The sequence below is a fragment of the Methylovorus menthalis genome (genome assembly GCF_020523625.1).
Lineage (GTDB): Bacteria > Pseudomonadota > Gammaproteobacteria > Burkholderiales > Methylophilaceae > Methylovorus > Methylovorus menthalis.
Genome location: NZ_JAJAQH010000005.1, coordinates 26,386 through 44,976 on the forward strand (window position 1 = coordinate 26,386; position 18,591 = coordinate 44,976).

An 18,591-nucleotide genomic window follows, 5' to 3' on the forward strand; every position below is an offset into this window, starting at 1 on the left:
CTTATGTCAGCTTTTGCCTCCCACAATGGCTCGAATGGCGCTGACGATATCCCCAGGCAACGCCACAATCTTGCTGTTTTCTGACTCACCCATGCGCTGCAGCGCCTGAATATAGCGATCGCCAAGCAGGAAGGTTGCCGAGCTGTTGTTCTCTTTCACGGCTTCGGCAATCAAGCGAATCGCTTCGGCCGACGCCTGCGCGGCGACCATTTGCCCTTCGGCATCTTTACGGGCGGCTTCGAGGCGGGCTTCGGCGTTCAGGATAATGGCCTGCTTCTCACCTTCGGAGCGTGTCACCAGCGCTACCCGCTCACGGTCGGCGGAAGCCTGCATTTCCATCGCTTGCTGCATGTTGGGGGAGGGCTTGATGTCCTGAATCTCTACCGACTTCACAGTGAGGCCCCAGTCCAGCGCTTCATCGGCAATCGCTTCTTTCAGCTCGGCCTTGATGCGGTCACGCGAGGTGAGTGCCTGGTTCAGATCCATGCCACCAATGATGGAACGCAGGCTGGTCTGCACCATGTTGCGCATGGCTTCGCGGAAATCTTCAATGCCATACACCGAACGCTCAATATTGCTGACCTTGATGAACGACACCGCATTCGCCAGGATCACTGCATTGTCCCGCGTGATCACTTCCTGCTGCGGCACATCCAGAATGATGTCTTTGGTGGTGACCTTGTAACGCACCTCATAGATAAACGGGATGATGAGATTAAGCCCGGGCATCAGCACGCGATTAAACCGGCCCAGGCGTTCAACTACCCATTCTTCGCCCTGCGGCACGATGCGCAGGCCTTTCCAGATGGCGATGATGACCAGCACGATCAGGGCCAGCATGAGTTCTGTCATTTCAGTTTCCTTATTTGGAGTTGCTTGATGATGGTCAATATTGCCTCAGGACCATGTTTAACGTCATCCGCCAGCGGGGCCGGATTTTTTTACGCGCAGGGCGTTGCCTTCAATGCTGGTAATCATGGCTTCATCCCCCACGGCCAGTGTCTGGCTGGAAATAGCCGTCCACTCCTTGCTGCCCATCACGCCCTGGGAGAAGCGGATACGTCCGCATTGCTCGGGACTGACCGCGACGACAATATGCCCGGTGCGGCCAATTTCTTCCCCTTGGGATTGCCCCAGGCGGGAGGCGGCCGGTTGCCGGCGTTCAAATTTTTTCCAGATGAGCAAGGTGCTGAGCGAAAGACCCGCGAAGAGCAAGAGTTGCACCGCGAGGGAAATGCCGGGGAACAGCCATAACAGCCCGCTGATGATCAAGGCCGCAAGGCCAAACCATAGAATGTAAAGCGTGCCCGTTGCCAGCTCGGCTGAGAGCAGCACCAATCCGAAAATCCCCCAAATCCAGACTGCGTCCAATCGTCACCTCGTTTGTAAACAGGCAAAGTCATATCCTAACCCAAACTCTCTGATTCGCGTCAATTGCGGCGGGGATCATGCTGCATGAATCTCGGGCAAGGGCAGGCCAGCCAAGCAGGGGCTGTGGTAAAATCCCCCACCTATGAATACTCAAACCACTGAAAACGCAGACACTTTAGCCAAGGCTTTTGACCCCAAGGCGCTCGAAAGCAAATGGTATCAATTCTGGGAATCCCACGGGTATTACGCGGCTGGCATGGATGCGTCCAAATCGGACAATTTCTGCATCTTGCTACCCCCGCCCAATGTCACGGGCACCCTGCACATGGGCCATGGTTTCAACCAGACCATCATGGATGCCCTGACGCGCTATCACCGCATGCGCGGCGACAATACCTTGTGGCAGCCAGGTACCGATCACGCCGGCATCGCCACGCAAATTGTCGTGGAGCGCCAGCTGGATGCGCAAGGCGTGAGCCGACATGACCTCGGCCGCGAAAAATTCCTGGAAAAAGTGTGGGAGTGGAAAGAATACTCTGGCGGCACCATTACCCAGCAGATGCGTCGCCTGGGCACATCGCCAGACTGGAGTCGCGAGCGCTTCACCATGGATGTCGGCCTTAATAAGGTGGTGACCGAGAGTTTTGTCTGCCTGTATAACGAAGGCCTGATTTACCGCGGCAAGCGCCTGGTGAACTGGGATGTAAAGCTGGGCACGGCGGTCTCTGACCTGGAAGTAGTACAGGAAGAAGAAGACGGCTCCATGTGGCACATCAACTACCCGCTGGCCGATGGCTCCGGGCATCTGACGGTGGCAACCACCCGCCCTGAAACCATGCTGGGTGACGTGGCGGTGATGGTGCACCCCGAAGACGAACGCTACGCGCATCTGATCGGCAAGACCGTCAAACTGCCGTTGTGTGATCGCGAGATACCGATCATCGCCGATGACTATGTGGACCGCGAGTTCGGTACCGGCGTGGTCAAGGTGACGCCTGCGCACGACTTTAATGACTATGCGGTGGGGCAGCGTCATGGCTTGCCGATGATCGGCATCCTCGATCTCAAAGGCTTCGTCAACGAGAATGCGCCTGAAAGCTATCGTGGTCTGGAGCGCTTTGCTGCCCGCAAGCAGGTAGTGGCTGATCTGGAAGCCCAAGGTTTTCTGGTCAAGGTCGACAAGCACAAACTCAAAGTGCCACGTGGTGACCGCACTGGTGTGGTGATTGAGCCCATGCTGACGGACCAATGGTTTGTCGCCATGAGCAAGCCTGCTGCCGATGGCAAGAGCATTACGCAAAAAGCGCTGGAGGTGGTAGCCGACGGTCAGATCAAGTTCTACCCCGAAAACTGGGTGAACACCTATAACCAGTGGCTTAACAATATTCAGGATTGGTGTATTTCGCGCCAGCTGTGGTGGGGGCATCAGATCCCGGCCTGGTATACGGACAGTGGCAAGGTGTATGTCGCGCATGATGCGGACGAAGCACAAGCCCTGGCCGCAAAGGATGGCTATACCGGCCATTTGAAGCGCGATGATGACGTACTGGATACCTGGTACTCCTCCGCGCTATGGCCGTTCTCCACCCTGGACTGGACAGGCGATGAAGCCTTGGATGCTGCCAATCAGGCCCTGCAGCAATACCTGCCATCCAGCGTGCTGGTCACCGGCTTTGACATTATTTTCTTCTGGGTGGCGCGCATGGTCATGATGACCACGCACCTCACTGGCAAGATTCCGTTCAAGCATGTGTATGTGCATGGCCTAATCCGCGATGCGGAAGGACAGAAGATGTCCAAATCCAAGGGTAATGTGCTGGACCCGATCGACCTGATCGACGGCATTGATCTGGATGCGCTGATCAAGAAGCGCACAACTGGGCTCATGAACCCCAAGGATGCGGAAAAGATCGAGAAGCGTACCTGCAAGGAATTCCCGGAAGGGATTGCCGCTTATGGTACGGATGCGCTGCGCTTTACCTTTGCCAGCCTGGCTTCGCCGGGTCGCGATATCAAGTTTGACCTGCAGCGCTGCGAAGGCTATCGCAACTTCTGCAACAAGCTGTGGAATGCCACGCGCTTTGTGCTGATGAACACCGAGGGGCAGGATTGCGGCCTGGAAGATTGCAAAACCAAGCCTGAAGGCTATCTCAGTTTTTCACAGGCGGACCGCTGGATTGTCAGCGTGCTGCAAAAGGTGGAGGCCGATATCGAGCGTGGTTTTGCCGATTACCGTTTTGACCTGATCGCGCAAAGCATCTACAAATTTGTGTGGGACGAGTATTGCGACTGGTATCTGGAGATTGCCAAGACCCAATTGCAAACTGGTACCGAGGCTGAACAACGCGCCACACGCCGTACCTTGCTGCGTGTGCTGGAAACTATCCTGCGTCTTGCGCACCCCATCATGCCATTCATCACCGAAGAAATCTGGCAAACCGTGGGCCCATTGTCTGGCCGTGACATGAATCAACCTGGCCCCAGCATCATGCTGCAGGCCTACCCGAAATCGCAGCCAGGCAAGATTGACGAGCAGGCGGAGGCTTGGGTGGCCCTGTTGAAACAAGCGGTCGACGCGTGCCGCAGCTTGCGCGGTGAGATGGGGATTTCACCCGCGACGCGCGTGCCGCTGATCGCGGCGGGCGACACATCAGCCTTGCAAGCCTATGCGCCGCATATTAAAGCGCTGGCGAAGCTTGCCGAGGTTGAGATTGTTACCGAGCTGCCGCAGGTCGATGCGCCGGTTGCGCTGGCGGGTGACTTCCGCCTGATGCTGAAGATTGAAGTGGACGTTGCTGCGGAAAAAGAACGCCTCAGCAAGGAAATTACCCGCCTCCAAACCGAAGTCAGTAAAGCTGAGGCCAAACTGGGCAATGCGAGTTTTGTGGATCGCGCCCCTGCGGCCGTGGTGGCGCAAGAGCGGGAACGTCTGGCGGGCTTCCAGGCTACGGTGGACAAGCTGCAATCCCAATTGGCGCGTTTAGTTTAATCAAATGACGGCTGCATGATGCGACCGTCATTGACTGACCAAAAGTGTCAGTCCTTTTTAAACAAGCAGATAGTGCGTTGACTTTACCCGATGGCGGGGCGTTAATAGACACATGAAAAGGCAAACCCGTTTGAAAGAACGGAGACGCAAAGCTTCCGGTCTAAGGAGAAATCTATGATAGCGGAGCCGCCACCCCTCCCGTAAGCCAACCGGCAGACCGCCTTTTCGCAAAATATTCAATTTTTTGTTCTTAACACCGTTAAAGAACACTATGGATGCAAGACGAGAGGACGACATGATGAACCCCAGAAACGCAATATTGGCTGCGATCAGTATCATGGCCAGCACCGCAGGAATGACTGCTCAAGCTGCGGACTACATCAAGTGCACGGGCACATCAGGCAAAACGATTTATACCAATATGCCCTTTATGTGTGCAGACGCTGCCAAGCAAGCGCAAGAAGCAACAAAAGCCGCACTCGCTGCGCAAGCGGCGAAAGAGGCCGCTGCCAAAGCTGCCGCAGAAAAGGCGGCCGCTGAAGCCAAGGCTGCTGCTGAGAAGGCTGCTGCTGTAAAAGCCGCGGCAGCTGCGGTCAAGGCAAATGCGCTGGTCACCGATGCTGTATTTTCCCCCGATAGCTTCTGGTACACCCCTATTCCTAAAGAGGTAGAACTCCACCCCTATACGGCTCAATACACACAAGAGTTTCTGCGTCAGAAAAAAGCCTACTATGGTACGGTCACGATCAACACCTCCAAATACTCAAGCCCAGTGTATGTCGCGGATAATAAAACTACTCCTGTAAGAGTGAATCAATGGGATTGCCAAAATAAAGGCTATAAGGACTCTGGCCTACTCACACAGTGGGCTAGCGTCCCAGTGCCTAGCTATGCGGTTCCTGCAGAAGGTACTGATATGGAGATGACGGTTTATCAGCCCTCTACAGACACCGTATGGGAGTTTTGGAAAGCCAAGAAAGAAAATGGCGTGTGGTACGCATGCTGGGGTGGAAGCCTGCCAAATGCATCCAAGAGCAATGGTGTGTTTTACAAGTACTATGGTACAACGGCTACCAGCCTACCGTTCCTGGGCGGGCAAATTACCGCTGAGGAGCTGGAGCGCGGCGAAATTAAGCATGCTATCGGCATAGCATTGGTAGATACCGAACATTACAACCTGTTCTCTTGGCCAGCTAATCGCTCGGATGGCTGGAACGGTAATAAATTAGCTTATCGAATTGCAGAAGGCCAACGTTTCCGCCTGGATCCTAGCATTGATGTGAATTCATTGAAGTTGAGCAAAGCCGGGAAAATTATTGCCAAAGCGGCACAGACTTATGGCTTCGTGGTGTGGGATAAAGCTGGCTCAATTTCACTCCGTGCACAAAATGCATACTCTTATACGAAGCTTGGAAAGCCAAATCCTTACCCAGCCTTGTTTGAGAACAAGCCGAATTATTCGGTCATGGAAGGTTTCCCTTGGGATCGTCTGCAATTCCTGCCCATGGATTACGGCAAGCCTCAAACCACGAGCAAGTAATTAAACGGCTTAACTCGTCCGTTTGCGGATGTGAAATGTAAACACCTTGTCCTGCATAGCCTCATCCGGCTCTTGCAGGGCAAGCATTTCATGGCCGGTCTGTTTGCAGAACGCCTGAAAATCTTTTACCGACCCAGGGTCGGTTGCCAATACCTTCAACACTTGGCCGGGCTCTAGCTCGGCCAAACCTTTTTTACAGCGCAAAATGGGGAGCGGGCATTTCAAGCCACGTGCATCCAGTTCTTTTGTGAATTCCATTTGATACGTCTCTTTCACTATCAGGATTGAGGTGGGGCAAAGGGAAACCCAGCCCTTCCCCATGCCAATACACCGCCCTGCAGGTTATACACATGCTCCCGACCATGGCTGGCAATAAACGATGCAGCCTGTCCTGAGCGGATGCCGCTATGGCAGTAAAAAACCAGCGTCTCGCTTCCCCCAGTCAAATCATCCACGCTGGCAGCAATGATGGATAGCGGAATATGAGTTGCGCCAGCGATGATGCCGCGAGCGACTTCATCCGCGTTGCGTACATCAATCAATCGCAGATTGCCTTTCTCTAGGAGGGAAAACAGTTCGGCGGCGTCTATGTCTTTATGAGTTGTCATGGTGGGGCCTAAACAGAAAAGTGGTGTGCAACGGCGTCGACTTAACGCGGAGAGGATGCATAAAACAGTCGATATCTTCTTACGACGAGATCCAGCCAAATTGAGTAAGGAAGAATAGTCTTAGTTTTTTTACCCAATGGTCACAGCTCCGCTGGTGATGTGACGCCAAGCACTTGAGGCGACGATTTTAGCGTTAATGCGATACGCCGTCTCTTGTTAGCACTTTAAGTGCTGTCATCCAGAGTATTTTCAAGTCAAAGATCAGCGATTTCTTGTGCAGGTATTCGGCATCCAGTTGTACTTTTTGCGGAATAGGCAGCTCATCCCGGCCATTTACCTGTGCCCAGCCAGTCAGCCCAGGCACCATTTTGTCCACGCCCATATCGGTGCGTAATGCAACCAGGTCATCCTGATTGAACAAGGCCGGACGTGGCCCGACAAAGCTCATGTCACCCTTGAATATGCTCCACAGTTGCGGCAACTCATCCAGGCTGGATTTACGCAAAAACCCTCCTATCGGTGTCAGCCACCGCGCCGGATCATCCAGCAGGTGTGTCGCCACGGCAGGGGTATCGATACGCATGCTACGGAATTTCGGCATTTTGAAAATGCGGTTATACCGCCCCACTCGGTCACTCCAGTAAAGCACCGGGCCGGGGGAGGTGAGACGAATGGCAAGCGCGACGGCTAAAATGGGGAAAACCAGCAATGTTGCGGCAATCAAGGCTAATGCCAAATCAAATACTCGTTTCATACGTCATCCTTGGCTTGCGCTGAACGTCGTAACCCTTCATCGAGAGTGATTTTTGGACTCCATCCCAATATGCGTTGAGTCTTATGTATATCGACTTGCAACGAGCCGCACAGGCGCTGAAAAAAACTGGATTTATTCAGCAATGCGGCACCAAGCCTGAGTAAAGGCAGGGGCACAAAAAACAGTCGTGCCGATTTACCTGACGCTTGCCCCATGCGCCTTAATAGATCGGCGGTGGAGATATCCTCACCATCACTCACCAGAAATATCTCATTGGCAGCAGCAGGGTGATCGAGACAAGTGACAATCAGATCTACCAGATTATCCAATGCTACCAGGCTGCGCCGATTATCGGTAACCGCCGCCAGTGGCAATGGAATACCATGATCCAGCCAGCGCATCATGGTAGCAAAGTTGGCTTTTACCCCCGGGCCATAAACTAACGGGGGGCGGATGATCACGACCTCCATGCCAGTCTCTGCCGCCAGATTTAGCAACGCTTGCTCCGCTTCATATTTTGAAATTCCATATGCATCTGCTGGCGCGGGAATGTCATCGGCAGAGTAAGCGTGGCCAGGTTCTGTTGATTCGCCATTCACCTTGATGGAACTGAGGAAAATAAACCGTTTCACACCCAGTGCCGCTGCTTGTCGCGCCAGATTGAGGGTGGCTTCGACATTGATGTAACGAAATTCACTCAAGGCATCTTCGCTGTGCTCTGACATGACATGCACGCGCGCGGCGAGATGAACCACGGTTTTTACATCCCATAGTGGGGCCGCCCAATCGGTTTGAGCAGTGATCTCGTCCGAATGAGCAATCTCCATATCTCGTAGTAGCTGCACAGAGGAGCGCACAGCACCGCGAACGGTGACATTTTCTTTCAGCAGTCTTGTGCAAAGTGCCGTGCCGACGAACCCATTTGCACCTGTAACCAACATCGTCATTGCATTAGGGTGCCTTGTGCCACACAGTTCGATTCACGTAGTCGGTGTAGCTTTCTACGATGCGAAGCACTTGTTTAGAGACTGCTGGGTTCTCGTAATCATGGACGTGTCTAACCGGATGCTTGAGAGGATCATGTTGCGCTATTGTTATACGGACGGCATCAAGTACACGTTCTTTTTTCAGCCCAGCCATAATCAGTGTACCCGCATCCATCCCTTCAGGGCGCTCATGCGCATTGCGGATCGTGATGGCGGGCAAGTTCAGAAGCGAGCCTTCCTCCGTAATGGTGCCGCTATCGGATATTACACAGAGCGCTTCCATCTGCAGGCGTATGTAATCGCAAAAGCCAAATGGTTTCATGAATTGAATACGAGCATCTGCTTGCACTCCCTGCAGCATGTCCAGGCGCTTCCTGGTGCGAGGATGCGTTGAAACGATAACTGGTAGATCGTAAGACTCGGCCAAGGCGTTTAATGTCTCCAGTAAATCAATCAGATTCTCTGGGGTATCTACATTTTCCTCTCGATGCGTACTGACTAGAAAGAATTTCCCGTTTTCTAATCCCATTTGGGTGATTACATTGGACGCTTTTATTTTTGGCATGTAATGATCAAGCACTTCTCGCATGTGGGAACCAGTTTTGATGATGGTCTCAGGCCTTACTCCTTCAGCAATCAGATAGCGACGTGCATGTTCGGTTAAAACGAGGTTTATATCGCTTAGGTGGTCAAGTACTTTGCGGTTTAATTCCTCAGGAACACGTTGATCAAAGCAGCGATTGCCCGCTTCCATGTGAAATACTGGAATTTTTCGACGCTTGGCAGCAATGACGGCCAGACAGGAGTTGGTGTCGCCATACAGCATTATGGCATCGGGTTTTTCACTTTCTAAGACCTCGTCGGCTTTTTCAATGACACGAGCTATGGTTTGCGCTGCGTTATTTCCCACTGCTTCCAGAAAATGATCTGGTTTCCGTATGCTCAGATCTTCGAAGAACAGTTGATTAAGTTCATAGTCATAGTTTTGGCCAGTGTGAACCAACACATGCTTGGTGTGTTGATCGAACTCGGCGATGACTCTGCTCATCTTAATCAGTTCTGGGCGTGTGCCCACGATAGTCATGACCTTAAGCATGCAATTCTTCCTTGATGTAATCTAGTTTTAGTAACAATTCTTTGATTTGCTCGATATTGAGACGCTGAGTGTTGTGTGAGGTGTAGTCATCCAGAAGGGAGATACTTTCTTCCCCTTCACTGAAATATTTTGCGTAATTTAAATCACGATTGTCAGCCGGGATGCGGTAATACCCGCCCATATCTTGCGCATGGGCCATTTCCTCACGAGAAATCAATGACTCATAGAGCTTTTCGCCATGGCGGGTTCCGATCACGCGAGTAGAAGTATTCGCCATGAATATCTCTTTAAGGGCTTCAGCTAAGTCGCCGACCGTCGAGGCGGGTGCTTTCTGGACGAAAATGTCGCCTTGCTGGCCGTGAGTGAATGCATAAAGCACCAAATCGACTGACTCCTCGAGCGACATCAAGAAGCGAGTCATATGTGGGTCGGTTACCGTGATGGGATTTCCAGATTTAAGCTGGTTAACAAAGAGCGGGATTACGGACCCACGCGATGCCATCACATTGCCGTATCGAGTCGCGCAAAAAACGGTTTCGTCAGTACGTTGCATGCGTGCTTTTGCTACCATGATTTTTTCAGCCATGGCTTTTGAAATACCCATTGCGTTAATGGGATAGACGGCTTTGTCAGTGCTCAATACAACGACCCTCCGCACCCCATTTTCCGTTGCAGCATTGAGTACATTCTCCGTGCCTATCACATTGGTGCGAACCGCTTCCATAGGATAGAACTCACAAGAAGGCACTTGTTTAAGGGCTGCCGCATGAAATACATAATCAACCCCTTTCATGGCCTGGCTAATACTTAGTGGATCACGGACATCCCCAATGTAGAAGCGAAGTTTTGAACTATTGAATGCAATGCGTAGATCTTCTTGTTTTTTTTCATCCCTGCTGAAAATACGGATTTCCTTGACGCCCGTATTTAAGAAGCGATTCAGCACGGTCTGCCCAAAGGAGCCTGTACCGCCGGTTATCAATAGAACACTGTTATCAAACATAATTTGAATGACTCCTTAAACCTTATCCTTGTGCATCGCTTCGATCATTTCATGCCAGTCTGGGGCGCGGTAGCCTGTCGCGCTGGAAAATTTCTCCGAACTCAACGACCTGTCTATGGTGATCTGCTCGTCTGTTTGTATCTCAACTTGTTTTTGATAAACCTTGGCTATCAAGCGAAGCAACGCATCTTTGTTAATTGGTTGAGCAGCTACATGGTACAGACCTTCGAGCGTGCTATCCGGAATAACCACATCTCTTAAGACCTTGGCAAACTCTAAGGAAGGAAGACCTGAAAATATTGCATTTCGGTATCCTTTGCAGGTGTCTTGGGATAAGAACCACTCTAGCAAGCCAAATTTAGTACCTAGTTCGTGACCAATCGTGGATGTACGTAATGTTAAAACACCAGGGGCGATCACCTCTCCCAAATGCTTGGTTTTTCCATAGATATCCGTTGCATCCGATTGATCATCTTCCAGGTAGTTTCCCTTCTTCCCAGAAAAGACACAGTCTGTACTTATGTGAATCAGGCGAGCACCCGTAAGCTGGCATAGCTTTGCTAACCGGTGAGGTAGCAAAGCATTGATGCTTAAAGCCGCAATGGGATCATTCCCCATTGGCAAGTGTTTGGTCAGCCCCGCGCAATTTACGATGACATCGGGCTTTGCTTCGTTCAGCAACTGGGCGAGGTGATCCTGGTTCGTCAGCTCGACCCCGTATAACCAACTCACCTGGCTTGTTCCAGGTATTATTGGCTTTCGGGAAGTACGCAGTGAACCGGTTACTTCCCAGTTTTTATTTTGGGCCAAAACTCGAAGCACAGTGCTGCCAATCATGCCATTAGCCCCGAGAATCAAAATTTTCTTCAATTAACGTGTCCTTATATCCTCAAAATGCCTGATCAGCTGTGAAACCAGTTTTTCATGGGCGAAGTGCTCAAGATAGTAAGCTTGCGCATTTTCCGCCATTTTATTTCGTTCGGCAGATGACATGTTATACATACGCAAAACAGCCTCAGCCAATCCCTTAGAGTTCTCGGCAGATACTGCCAAGCCAGCTTGTGCTTCAGTCACCAGACGAGCCCCCTCGCCATTGACGCAAGCAATGATCGGCCGACCAGCAGCCATATAAGCTTGAATTTTATTCGGAACAGTCGCTGCAAAAATCTCTTTGTCTGCAAGCGTTACGAGGAGGGCTGACGCTTTTTGCATGAAACCGGGCATAGACTCTACCGGGAAGCGACCTGGTAAATGAAGATTTTTCAGTCCTCGCTTATTAACTTGCTCTAGCATTGATAAGCGGCAACTTCCGTCACCAACAACAATGAACTGGATATCTGGATAGTCTTTCAAATGGGTTGCTGCTTCGACAATCACATGGACTGCCTGCGCGGCACCGATATTACCTGCAAACATGACAGAGAACGGCGCGTCTAGCCCTGGAACGTCAGGTACTTTGTCATTTGTGCGGAGAAGAAAGCTGCCATCTACCGAGTTCGGATAGTACCTAATGGGCGTGCCGGAAGCTAATTTACTTACCGGTTCGATAAAGGCACGTGATTGCACGAGCAACAGGTCGGCGTGTGTATAAATAAATCGTACTAATTGCTCCACCGCCCATAACACGAATCGATTCTTGACATAGCCTGTGGCGGAAAGACTTTCAGGCCACAAGTCTTGCACCCAAATAACTACGGGTGCTCGCTTGATCCAACCTAGAAGTAAGCCAGGCAGGGCTTGCAGTAGTGGAGATACTCCATAAACAAAGACCACATCATATTTTTGTCGCCGTTTCAGCCAAGGTCCAATGAGCGTGCCAAAAATGATGAAGGATATATAGTTAAGGGCCAGACATATTTTACTATTCTTTCCTCGCGGAATCAGAGGGACGCGGCTGATAGTTATGCCCGCGTTTTTTTCATGAGTACATTTCCAGAAATTGTAGCCTGGATAGATTACCCCTTCAGGGTAGTTCGGCTTGCCTGTTAGTACGTCAACCTCTTCCCCTGACTCTACAAGCGTGCGGGTAACCTCATTGATGCGGAACCCCTCCGGCCAGAAATATTGACTAACGATGAGAATGCGCACTTTGTCTGGATCTTTCAAAAACATGTTTAAGAAATGCGCTCGCATTTTGCAATGGCAATGGAGTTTCTTGAACAGTCATAAACCGTTTAACTGCCTTGGCGATAGAGATTGCTGATTCGGGGTCAAATGACTGTTCGGGATCAATTACATCGCGAACGTAATCCAGTTCCGAGGCTAGAATAGTCAGATTAGCCTGTCGTGCTTCTATCAATGGCAAGCCAAAGGACTCGAATGTTGATGGATAAATAAGTGCATCAACACATCTGTAATGTTCAAGAACACGGTCATGCGACAGCGTCCCGAGATTCTCGATATTAAGAGAATGCCGCTTTGTCATCTCATCTATCCATCGACATAGATCAGGTGAGGTGGACTGGTTCAATGTTAATTTCAGCAATGGATATATTCCTTGCTCAGCCAGCAGGCACCACGCTTCAATTAGTTTTCGATGGTTTTTGTGAGGTTCTCCGGAGGCCACGTAAAGGAAAACGGCTGTATTTCTTTCCGGCGTCTCCGCTGTAGTCTTAATTGATCTTGTGTACCCCTCCTGCTGAGTCACGAATGGCAGCATGTGTATAGGCGTTGCCGTCATGGATTGCAGTAATCTTTTCATTGACGGAGTCTGCACTGCAAACTCATCTACGTTTGATATCCGGGTTCGCAACCACAGGCGCTCCATCATAATTCTTAGTTTTGTTTTTAATGGGAAATGATCGAGTTTCACTGCTTCGACTAAATAGCGGTTTTGTAAAAAAACGGTTACATCGCCGAGTAAGCGAAACAACGGCGGTAAATTCCCCAGGCAGATTACGCAATCATTTTGGGTTACATTCTTTTTGAGCCACCATTCAGCTCGTAATCTTTGAAATACGGATGGCTTGATTTTTTTTACTTGAATGTGCGGCGAACCGTCCGGGAAAACCATTCTTTCGTCTAAACACAAAATTACTTCTACATCCTTATCCAAAGCGCTAGCTAACGATAATAGTAACGTGGCCCCCCCGCCTTGATGAACATTTGTAGCATGAATAAATAAACGTTCTGGCATTATTGCACTGATCATTTTTTGTGTATTTTTTTAAAGGTTGAAAGTGCTCTAAAAAAATAGTCCGACTGTATAAAGCCAACAAAAATGATGGCTACAGCCGTGATACTCATCGGAAATAAAGCATCTTTAGGGGCAACGCCCATTTGCGCAAAATAATTTGCTGTCAAGCACCCCCATAGACCGCACAAAATAGGATTTCCTGTAAGTTTCATAACAGCGGCCTCACTTATAAGTAGTAAGCCCGTCAGCAGAACCATGCCCAAACCGACTACCCAGAATTTGCCCGAAAAAAAGCAAAAAGCTATTGCTCCTGGGATCTCTGAAAACTGGTACTTACTTTTGTCTACTACCAAATAGTAATTAGGTTTACTAATGCTTGAGTATAGGGTGTCAGTACCTATTTTTCTATGTTCTTGTAAGCCATGAATGAATAGTTCATGGCTTTTTTCAGAATGTGCTTGAAGCACCATTAGGCCTTCGATCCCGATCCAGCGGTCAACTAATAGGGATGCTACTCCACTGATAATATTTACAAAATGGGGCGCAGGCTTTGAAGTTAATGTCGCTTCTGAATTGGAAGCATGGGGAATATTGACAGTAGTATAGTAATGCTCTCGAAGAAAATTAACAGAGGTGTTTGATACAAAAAGTAATGTTATAAATGTGATTGAAATTAGAGGGACACTTTTGATAGAGAAGTTTGTTATTATTTTTCTATTTGTAAATGCAGCAAAAAATTGAGGTAGCGTTTGGAAAATATAAATACCTCGACTTAAAACGGAAGTGGTCGAAATAAAAGCTATTATTATAATAAAATATATGGAGTATTTTATATCTTTCTTAAGTAGAATTTCCCACCATAAAAATACGCAAGTTAAAATGGATAATCCATGACCTATAAGATAAGATATAACAGCGTTGAGTGGCCATGCTAATATTGTCCTAGGAACAAGCCCAATTTGGAATATGCCAAAAGAAGCGTTGAATACTGCCAGGAAAATACAAAAAAGCAGTAATGTAATCCATAGTTGTATCCGCCACTGGCTATACCATAAAAGAACTTTCAGTTCTTTTTCTTGTTTATTGGCTACGTTTGTTACTGACTTTAACCCAATGACTGGGAGAAGAATTCTGGTGGCTAGAATGCACAGGGCAGCATAGCTGGCGATATCTAACGTTTCATCCCAAGAGTAAGCGGAGTAGTCGAATGTTCCAGTCGACTCCCTAAATGCATAGTTAAGCCACAGATGAACTGTGAGCTTCATCCAGAACCCTAAAAACAGCATACCTGCGACAAACGTGTATCCGTAACTTATACGTCGTATGAGTCCGCTAATTAAAAGACATAGAAATACAAAAGAAAATAATGAATAGGAAAATGTAGAACCTGGATAATGGGATACCCCGACAATATAAAGTGCACACCATAGAGTGAGCATTCCTCCACCGATAAGAAGGCTTTTCCCTATGGACGGAGTGACTTTATTGGCAATGGTTACTTGTAACATTTAACAATATCAAGCATGGAGTTGTAGTAATTTTTATATTCTGGACTAAGAATAAAGTCTCTTCCTGCTTGGCGTATCTTTGTAATTTCATCTATGGATAATGATTGGATGTACCGCCACATTTGTATTGCGGATGAATAGTTTCGATAATCAATGTAGCAATTTTCTGGAATCAGGGATGTAATATCTGTTGCACCCAGATATATAGGGATAGTTCCAGAATAGAGGCAGTCAAATATTTTCTCAGTGACATATCCTTTCATCGCCATATTCTCAAAGCAGAGGGCAAAATTATACTTGCTCATAACTTCATACTTCGAGACGCAGCTTCCTTTATATATGCTCTTTAAGGCACCCTTATTACGCCAGTATGGTAACCACATTGCATTTCTTGACCACCATTTATCCCATCCGCGCCCATAAAGATCAACAGCATTAACACTAGCGAGAGCTGCCATGGTCTCGATGCGCTTACTGTACAGCTCACCCGGGAAGGAGACCGGTTTGAGGTTGCTATTGATCACTACAATTCGGTGCTGTCGGTGGTTGTTCTGCCATAGCGGCTCGATAACGTCTGCTCTTGGTTGGGGCCAAAATAACTGACGGAGCTTACTTCTATCAACTCCTTCGAGCGAGTATCCATCTCCTTCTGTATTATGCACATAAACATGTTCAAATGCAGAGGTAAGCGTTGGCAGTTCACGATACAAATGTGGAGCGACAACAGGAGGTTCCATTACAACGAATGCCTTTAGATTCACCGCTGATAGAGAAGTTAGCGCCGAGTAATTGTTTGATATTCCAAGAGAGTAATAGTCACTTGGTTCGGGTGTTGACTCGACGTTTTTGAATAGATAATCCGCAGTATGAATGGCCGCACCTTGTTCAGCGAGTGCGCCGCGCAGGCGAACGAATGGCGAGAGCATGTCATCGCGATTCAATTGAGGATTGTATTCATCAAATAAGCGATCCTCGTAGAAAACGGTGTAGGACGGATCAATATAAATTTTTTGCATTCAGCGCCTTCTTACTTATGCATTAAATGCTTTAGATATTGTAGGGATCGTTGACCAAAATTTTCCATTTTCAGTATTAACAATAGTTTTAAATAGATGGCTGCACACATAACACCTAGCCCTCGTTTTGTCTGAATGGAAGCTTTGATGGTACTCCAAGAAAAAATATCATTCAGCAAGGCTGGTGCTTTGTGCATATTGCCAGTAATGATACAGTTCACGGCACGCATTACCCTGTCACGACGATCCAGCCGATCATAGTTCTCGATATCTTGCTCATTTAGCACCCGCCTTACGGGTGGTTCGGCGATATAGTGGTCGGCAACCAGAAAAAAGTCGGGTCTTTCTGTCTGTAGCCGTATTCTTGCTGAGAATTGATGGCTGCTGATACGGTAGCGTAGTAAAGGAGCCGGAATAAATCCGACTTTATGCGTCTTTGCTATTCGTAACCATACATCCAGGTCGGCAGATGATCTGAATAAATCGCCACGCCACTGCTTGATTTCATCCTTGTATATCGATGTACGAGCCATCACACTAGGACAGATAAGAAAATTTGAGTGTCGTAATATTGCTTTCATCAAGGCAGGGAAGTCATGTACGTTTCCAGCTGAAACCATTTCAGCTGGGAATTTGATAGCCCCAATTGGATCTCCATTTTCGTCTATGAGGCGTGCCTCAGTGAAGGTGGCTCCAACCTCCGGGTGTGCCTCAAGAAAACTTACCTCAGTTTCTACTATGTCTGGTTCATAGACATCATCCGCATGAAAGATAGCCGTGTATTTTCCAGAAGCTATCTGTATGCAGCGATTAAAATTACCTTCTCCGCCTACATTAATAGTATTACGGTGGATTAAAACTCGTTCATCAGCGACTGATTCTGCAATTGATACTGTGCTGTCTTCTGAAGCATTGTCTACAACATGAATACGCAAATTCTTGTAGGATTGATTCAAAATCGAAAGCAAGGTCTCCCGAATTGTTTTTTCCGAATTAAATGTCGGAATGCATATGCTCACAAGGGGAAGTTGGGTATTCATTTTTCAACATGCATTTAATGCACTACCTCAAAGAAAACTCACAGAAAGGGCGACTGTTTATTTAGGATATATCATCTTATTGCATATATTAATTAGTTCTTACGAAAGACGGTGTGTCCGCCAGATGCTTTCGTAAAAAGAAATATTGCGCAAATAAAAACACTGCACCGGTTATTGCCACGATGATTGTCAGTGTAAAACCGCTGCCTGTGGTCAATTCATGACGCAATATCCAGCTCAGCATACATAACCCCACACCCGTGCCCAAGGCTGCAACAATAGGCAGAGGAGATGGTTTGTATTCCATTTTTCTTACCAGCAGCAACTGCATAAGTGCGACTATGGCAAAGCCAGATCCTGCCAGACCTACCCCAGCGCCATCTGCTCCCAGATGAGGTATGAGCAGCGCGCACAGCAGAACCGATAGTATTCCGCCTGCCAGGTTGGGAATAACAAGCCATCGTGTACGCATGTGTACATGCGCAATCAAGGCATATACGCTTACTAGTACGCGCGCGGCTTCAGCACATGCGCCCCATATGACAAAGTCTGATGAAGACTGGAAGTTTTCCCCCAGCAACAATCGGGTAAGCTCTGGGGCAAGCGCTATAAGCAGCGCGACGGTTAACAGCAGCGATGGGATGACTGCGGCCGCATAACGCTGCCATGCCCCTGCCTGCTGAGCGGGATGATTGCTGCTGGCATCACGATAGAGGCGGGGTTGAAAATAGGTGGTCAGCACGGATTCAAAGCCCGCGATAATGCCTGCGCTTATGCTATAGCCAGCTACAAATAGGCCCAGTTGGCCCAGGCCCATTTCGTTTTCAAGTATAAATCGATAGCTTTGTGCCTGGACCCAGCCCAGCCCAGCCGCAATGGCGAGTGGCCATGCAAAAGCAAAGAGCACGCGCAGATGCTTTTGATCTACATGCGGCCGTAAAGAAGTGGTGGTTGGGTGCAATTTTGCAATTAGCATTCTGGTGCCGATCATCCCCACCACGACTTGGCCCAACAGTAACCCTGATAACCAGTACTCTGCATTTGCCCCTGCTGATTTTACCCAGACAAAAGCACAGATAAAGCTGGCTGCAAGGCTGCTGACGGTCAGTACAACAAATCGTCCACTGTCGCCCAGCAAATTAAGGGATGGAATAGCTGTTTGGTTAATGGTATTGAAAATAAGTGAACCGCATACCAGCAGCAAAAGCCAGGAAATGGGTATGCCGAAGTGGACCCAGCCACTGATATTCAACAAGGGGAGGCTGATAGCAGCAACCAGCGCTACCAGGCATAAATAGCCTGTATATAACCGTAAATAGGCCATGGCCAACCCGCCAGATTGCCACGCGTGTAGTCTCCGGTTGATAAACATACCTACCGGATTAACCAGAAACAAGGCAAAGAACGCAATGGTGGTAAGGGTTAGCGAGACCTTGCCCATTTCTTCTGGGGACAACAGCGTCGTTGCCACTCGCAGCATGGCAAGTGCCAGTAAAAATTGCGCGGCTCTGCCGATAATGATGGTAAGAAGTACCAAATCTAAT

The 18,591-nt window shown here is 48.8% G+C and carries 17 protein-coding genes and 1 riboswitch; of the genes, 2 read left to right on the forward strand and 15 right to left on the reverse strand.

Annotated elements, in window-relative coordinates; genetic code table 11:
* Nucleotides 1-6: 6 nt before the first annotated feature.
* Together LG204_RS04730 and LG204_RS04735 are read right to left on the reverse strand one after the other, a co-directional pair.
* Nucleotides 7-852, reverse strand: a complete 846-nt coding sequence (locus LG204_RS04730; protein ID WP_230336190.1) for an SPFH domain-containing protein — start codon at nt 850-852, stop codon at nt 7-9.
* Nucleotides 853-915: 63 nt separating this feature from the next.
* Nucleotides 916-1,335, reverse strand: coding sequence for an NfeD family protein (locus LG204_RS04735; RefSeq protein WP_230336365.1), 420 nt, complete (start codon nt 1,333-1,335; stop codon nt 916-918).
* A 178-nt stretch (nt 1,336-1,513) separates the two neighbouring features.
* Here LG204_RS04735 and LG204_RS04740 point away from each other — a divergent pair, with 178 nt between their 5' ends.
* Nucleotides 1,514-4,360 carry a valine--tRNA ligase gene (locus LG204_RS04740; protein WP_230336191.1) on the forward strand — a complete coding sequence of 949 codons (2,847 nt, stop codon included), beginning with the start codon at nt 1,514-1,516 and terminating at the stop codon, nt 4,358-4,360.
* 109 nt (nt 4,361-4,469) lie between these two features.
* Nucleotides 4,470-4,554, forward strand: a riboswitch (cyclic di-GMP riboswitch).
* 101 nt (nt 4,555-4,655) lie between these two features.
* Nucleotides 4,656-5,900 (forward strand): DUF4124 domain-containing protein, encoded by a 1,245-nt coding sequence (locus LG204_RS04745; RefSeq protein WP_230336192.1) that lies wholly within the window; start codon nt 4,656-4,658, stop codon nt 5,898-5,900.
* Nucleotides 5,901-5,909: 9 nt separating this feature from the next.
* Here the strand turns inward: LG204_RS04745 and LG204_RS04750 are convergent, their stop codons facing one another.
* From LG204_RS04750 to LG204_RS04810, 13 genes are all read right to left on the reverse strand, one after another.
* Complete coding sequence (locus LG204_RS04750) at nt 5,910-6,158, reverse strand: sulfurtransferase TusA family protein (RefSeq protein WP_230336193.1); 249 nt, start codon at nt 6,156-6,158, stop codon at nt 5,910-5,912.
* Between the two features lie 20 nt (nt 6,159-6,178).
* Complete coding sequence (locus LG204_RS04755) at nt 6,179-6,508, reverse strand: rhodanese-like domain-containing protein (RefSeq protein WP_230336194.1); 330 nt, start codon at nt 6,506-6,508, stop codon at nt 6,179-6,181.
* A 193-nt stretch (nt 6,509-6,701) separates the two neighbouring features.
* Entirely contained in the window at nt 6,702-7,262 is a 561-nt protein-coding gene (locus tag LG204_RS04760) for a sugar transferase (protein ID WP_230336195.1), read from the reverse strand.
* Nucleotides 7,259-8,209 carry a UDP-glucose 4-epimerase family protein gene (locus LG204_RS04765; RefSeq protein WP_230336196.1) on the reverse strand — a complete coding sequence of 317 codons (951 nt, stop codon included), beginning with the start codon at nt 8,207-8,209 and terminating at the stop codon, nt 7,259-7,261. The genes LG204_RS04760 and LG204_RS04765 overlap by 4 nt, the downstream gene beginning before the upstream one ends.
* A gap of 4 nt (nt 8,210-8,213) precedes the next feature.
* Nucleotides 8,214-9,344 carry a non-hydrolyzing UDP-N-acetylglucosamine 2-epimerase gene (wecB, locus tag LG204_RS04770; protein ID WP_230336197.1) on the reverse strand — a complete coding sequence of 377 codons (1,131 nt, stop codon included), beginning with the start codon at nt 9,342-9,344 and terminating at the stop codon, nt 8,214-8,216.
* The gene (locus LG204_RS04775) at nt 9,337-10,347 is read right to left on the reverse strand and encodes a polysaccharide biosynthesis protein (protein ID WP_230336198.1); all 1,011 of its coding nucleotides are present in this window, start codon (nt 10,345-10,347) and stop codon (nt 9,337-9,339) included. The genes wecB and LG204_RS04775 overlap by 8 nt, the downstream gene beginning before the upstream one ends.
* A gap of 15 nt (nt 10,348-10,362) precedes the next feature.
* Nucleotides 10,363-11,217, reverse strand: coding sequence for a dTDP-4-dehydrorhamnose reductase family protein (locus LG204_RS04780; RefSeq protein WP_230336199.1), 855 nt, complete (start codon nt 11,215-11,217; stop codon nt 10,363-10,365).
* Nucleotides 11,218-12,459 (reverse strand): glycosyltransferase family 4 protein, encoded by a 1,242-nt coding sequence (locus tag LG204_RS04785; protein WP_230336200.1) that lies wholly within the window; start codon nt 12,457-12,459, stop codon nt 11,218-11,220. It abuts the gene before it with no gap.
* Nucleotides 12,416-13,483 carry a glycosyltransferase family 4 protein gene (locus LG204_RS04790; protein ID WP_230336201.1) on the reverse strand — a complete coding sequence of 356 codons (1,068 nt, stop codon included), beginning with the start codon at nt 13,481-13,483 and terminating at the stop codon, nt 12,416-12,418. The genes LG204_RS04785 and LG204_RS04790 overlap by 44 nt, the downstream gene beginning before the upstream one ends.
* 11 nt (nt 13,484-13,494) lie before the next feature.
* Nucleotides 13,495-14,991 (reverse strand): hypothetical protein, encoded by a 1,497-nt coding sequence (locus LG204_RS04795; protein ID WP_230336202.1) that lies wholly within the window; start codon nt 14,989-14,991, stop codon nt 13,495-13,497.
* Entirely contained in the window at nt 14,979-16,007 is a 1,029-nt protein-coding gene (locus LG204_RS04800) for a glycosyltransferase family 10 domain-containing protein (protein WP_230336203.1), read from the reverse strand. Before LG204_RS04800 ends, LG204_RS04795 begins: the two co-directional genes overlap by 13 nt.
* Before the next feature lie 11 nt (nt 16,008-16,018).
* Entirely contained in the window at nt 16,019-17,047 is a 1,029-nt protein-coding gene (locus tag LG204_RS04805) for a glycosyltransferase (protein ID WP_230336204.1), read from the reverse strand.
* Nucleotides 17,048-17,135: 88 nt separating this feature from the next.
* Nucleotides 17,136-18,584, reverse strand: a complete 1,449-nt coding sequence (locus LG204_RS04810) for an oligosaccharide flippase family protein (RefSeq protein ID WP_230336205.1) — start codon at nt 18,582-18,584, stop codon at nt 17,136-17,138.
* Between the last annotated feature and the right edge of the window lie 7 nt (nt 18,585-18,591).

Bases quoted from the DNA above. Each gene is read 5' to 3' on its own strand.
- LG204_RS04730 (WP_230336190.1), bottom strand. From the start codon at position 852: ATGACAGAACTCATGCTGGCCCTGATCGTGCTGGTCATCATCGCCATC.
- LG204_RS04740 (WP_230336191.1), top strand. From the start codon at position 1,514: ATGAATACTCAAACCACTGAAAACGCAGACACTTTAGCCAAGGCTTTT.
- LG204_RS04745 (WP_230336192.1), top strand. From the start codon at position 4,656: ATGATGAACCCCAGAAACGCAATATTGGCTGCGATCAGTATCATGGCC.
- LG204_RS04750 (WP_230336193.1), bottom strand. From the start codon at position 6,158: ATGGAATTCACAAAAGAACTGGATGCACGTGGCTTGAAATGCCCGCTC.
- LG204_RS04755 (WP_230336194.1), bottom strand. From the start codon at position 6,508: ATGACAACTCATAAAGACATAGACGCCGCCGAACTGTTTTCCCTCCTA.
- LG204_RS04760 (WP_230336195.1), bottom strand. From the start codon at position 7,262: ATGAAACGAGTATTTGATTTGGCATTAGCCTTGATTGCCGCAACATTG.
- LG204_RS04765 (WP_230336196.1), bottom strand. From the start codon at position 8,209: ATGACGATGTTGGTTACAGGTGCAAATGGGTTCGTCGGCACGGCACTT.
- wecB (WP_230336197.1), bottom strand. From the start codon at position 9,344: ATGCTTAAGGTCATGACTATCGTGGGCACACGCCCAGAACTGATTAAG.
- LG204_RS04775 (WP_230336198.1), bottom strand. From the start codon at position 10,347: ATGTTTGATAACAGTGTTCTATTGATAACCGGCGGTACAGGCTCCTTT.
- LG204_RS04785 (WP_230336200.1), bottom strand. From the start codon at position 12,459: ATGTTTTTGAAAGATCCAGACAAAGTGCGCATTCTCATCGTTAGTCAA.
- LG204_RS04790 (WP_230336201.1), bottom strand. From the start codon at position 13,483: ATGCCAGAACGTTTATTTATTCATGCTACAAATGTTCATCAAGGCGGG.
- LG204_RS04795 (WP_230336202.1), bottom strand. From the start codon at position 14,991: ATGTTACAAGTAACCATTGCCAATAAAGTCACTCCGTCCATAGGGAAA.
- LG204_RS04800 (WP_230336203.1), bottom strand. From the start codon at position 16,007: ATGCAAAAAATTTATATTGATCCGTCCTACACCGTTTTCTACGAGGAT.
- LG204_RS04805 (WP_230336204.1), bottom strand. From the start codon at position 17,047: ATGAATACCCAACTTCCCCTTGTGAGCATATGCATTCCGACATTTAAT.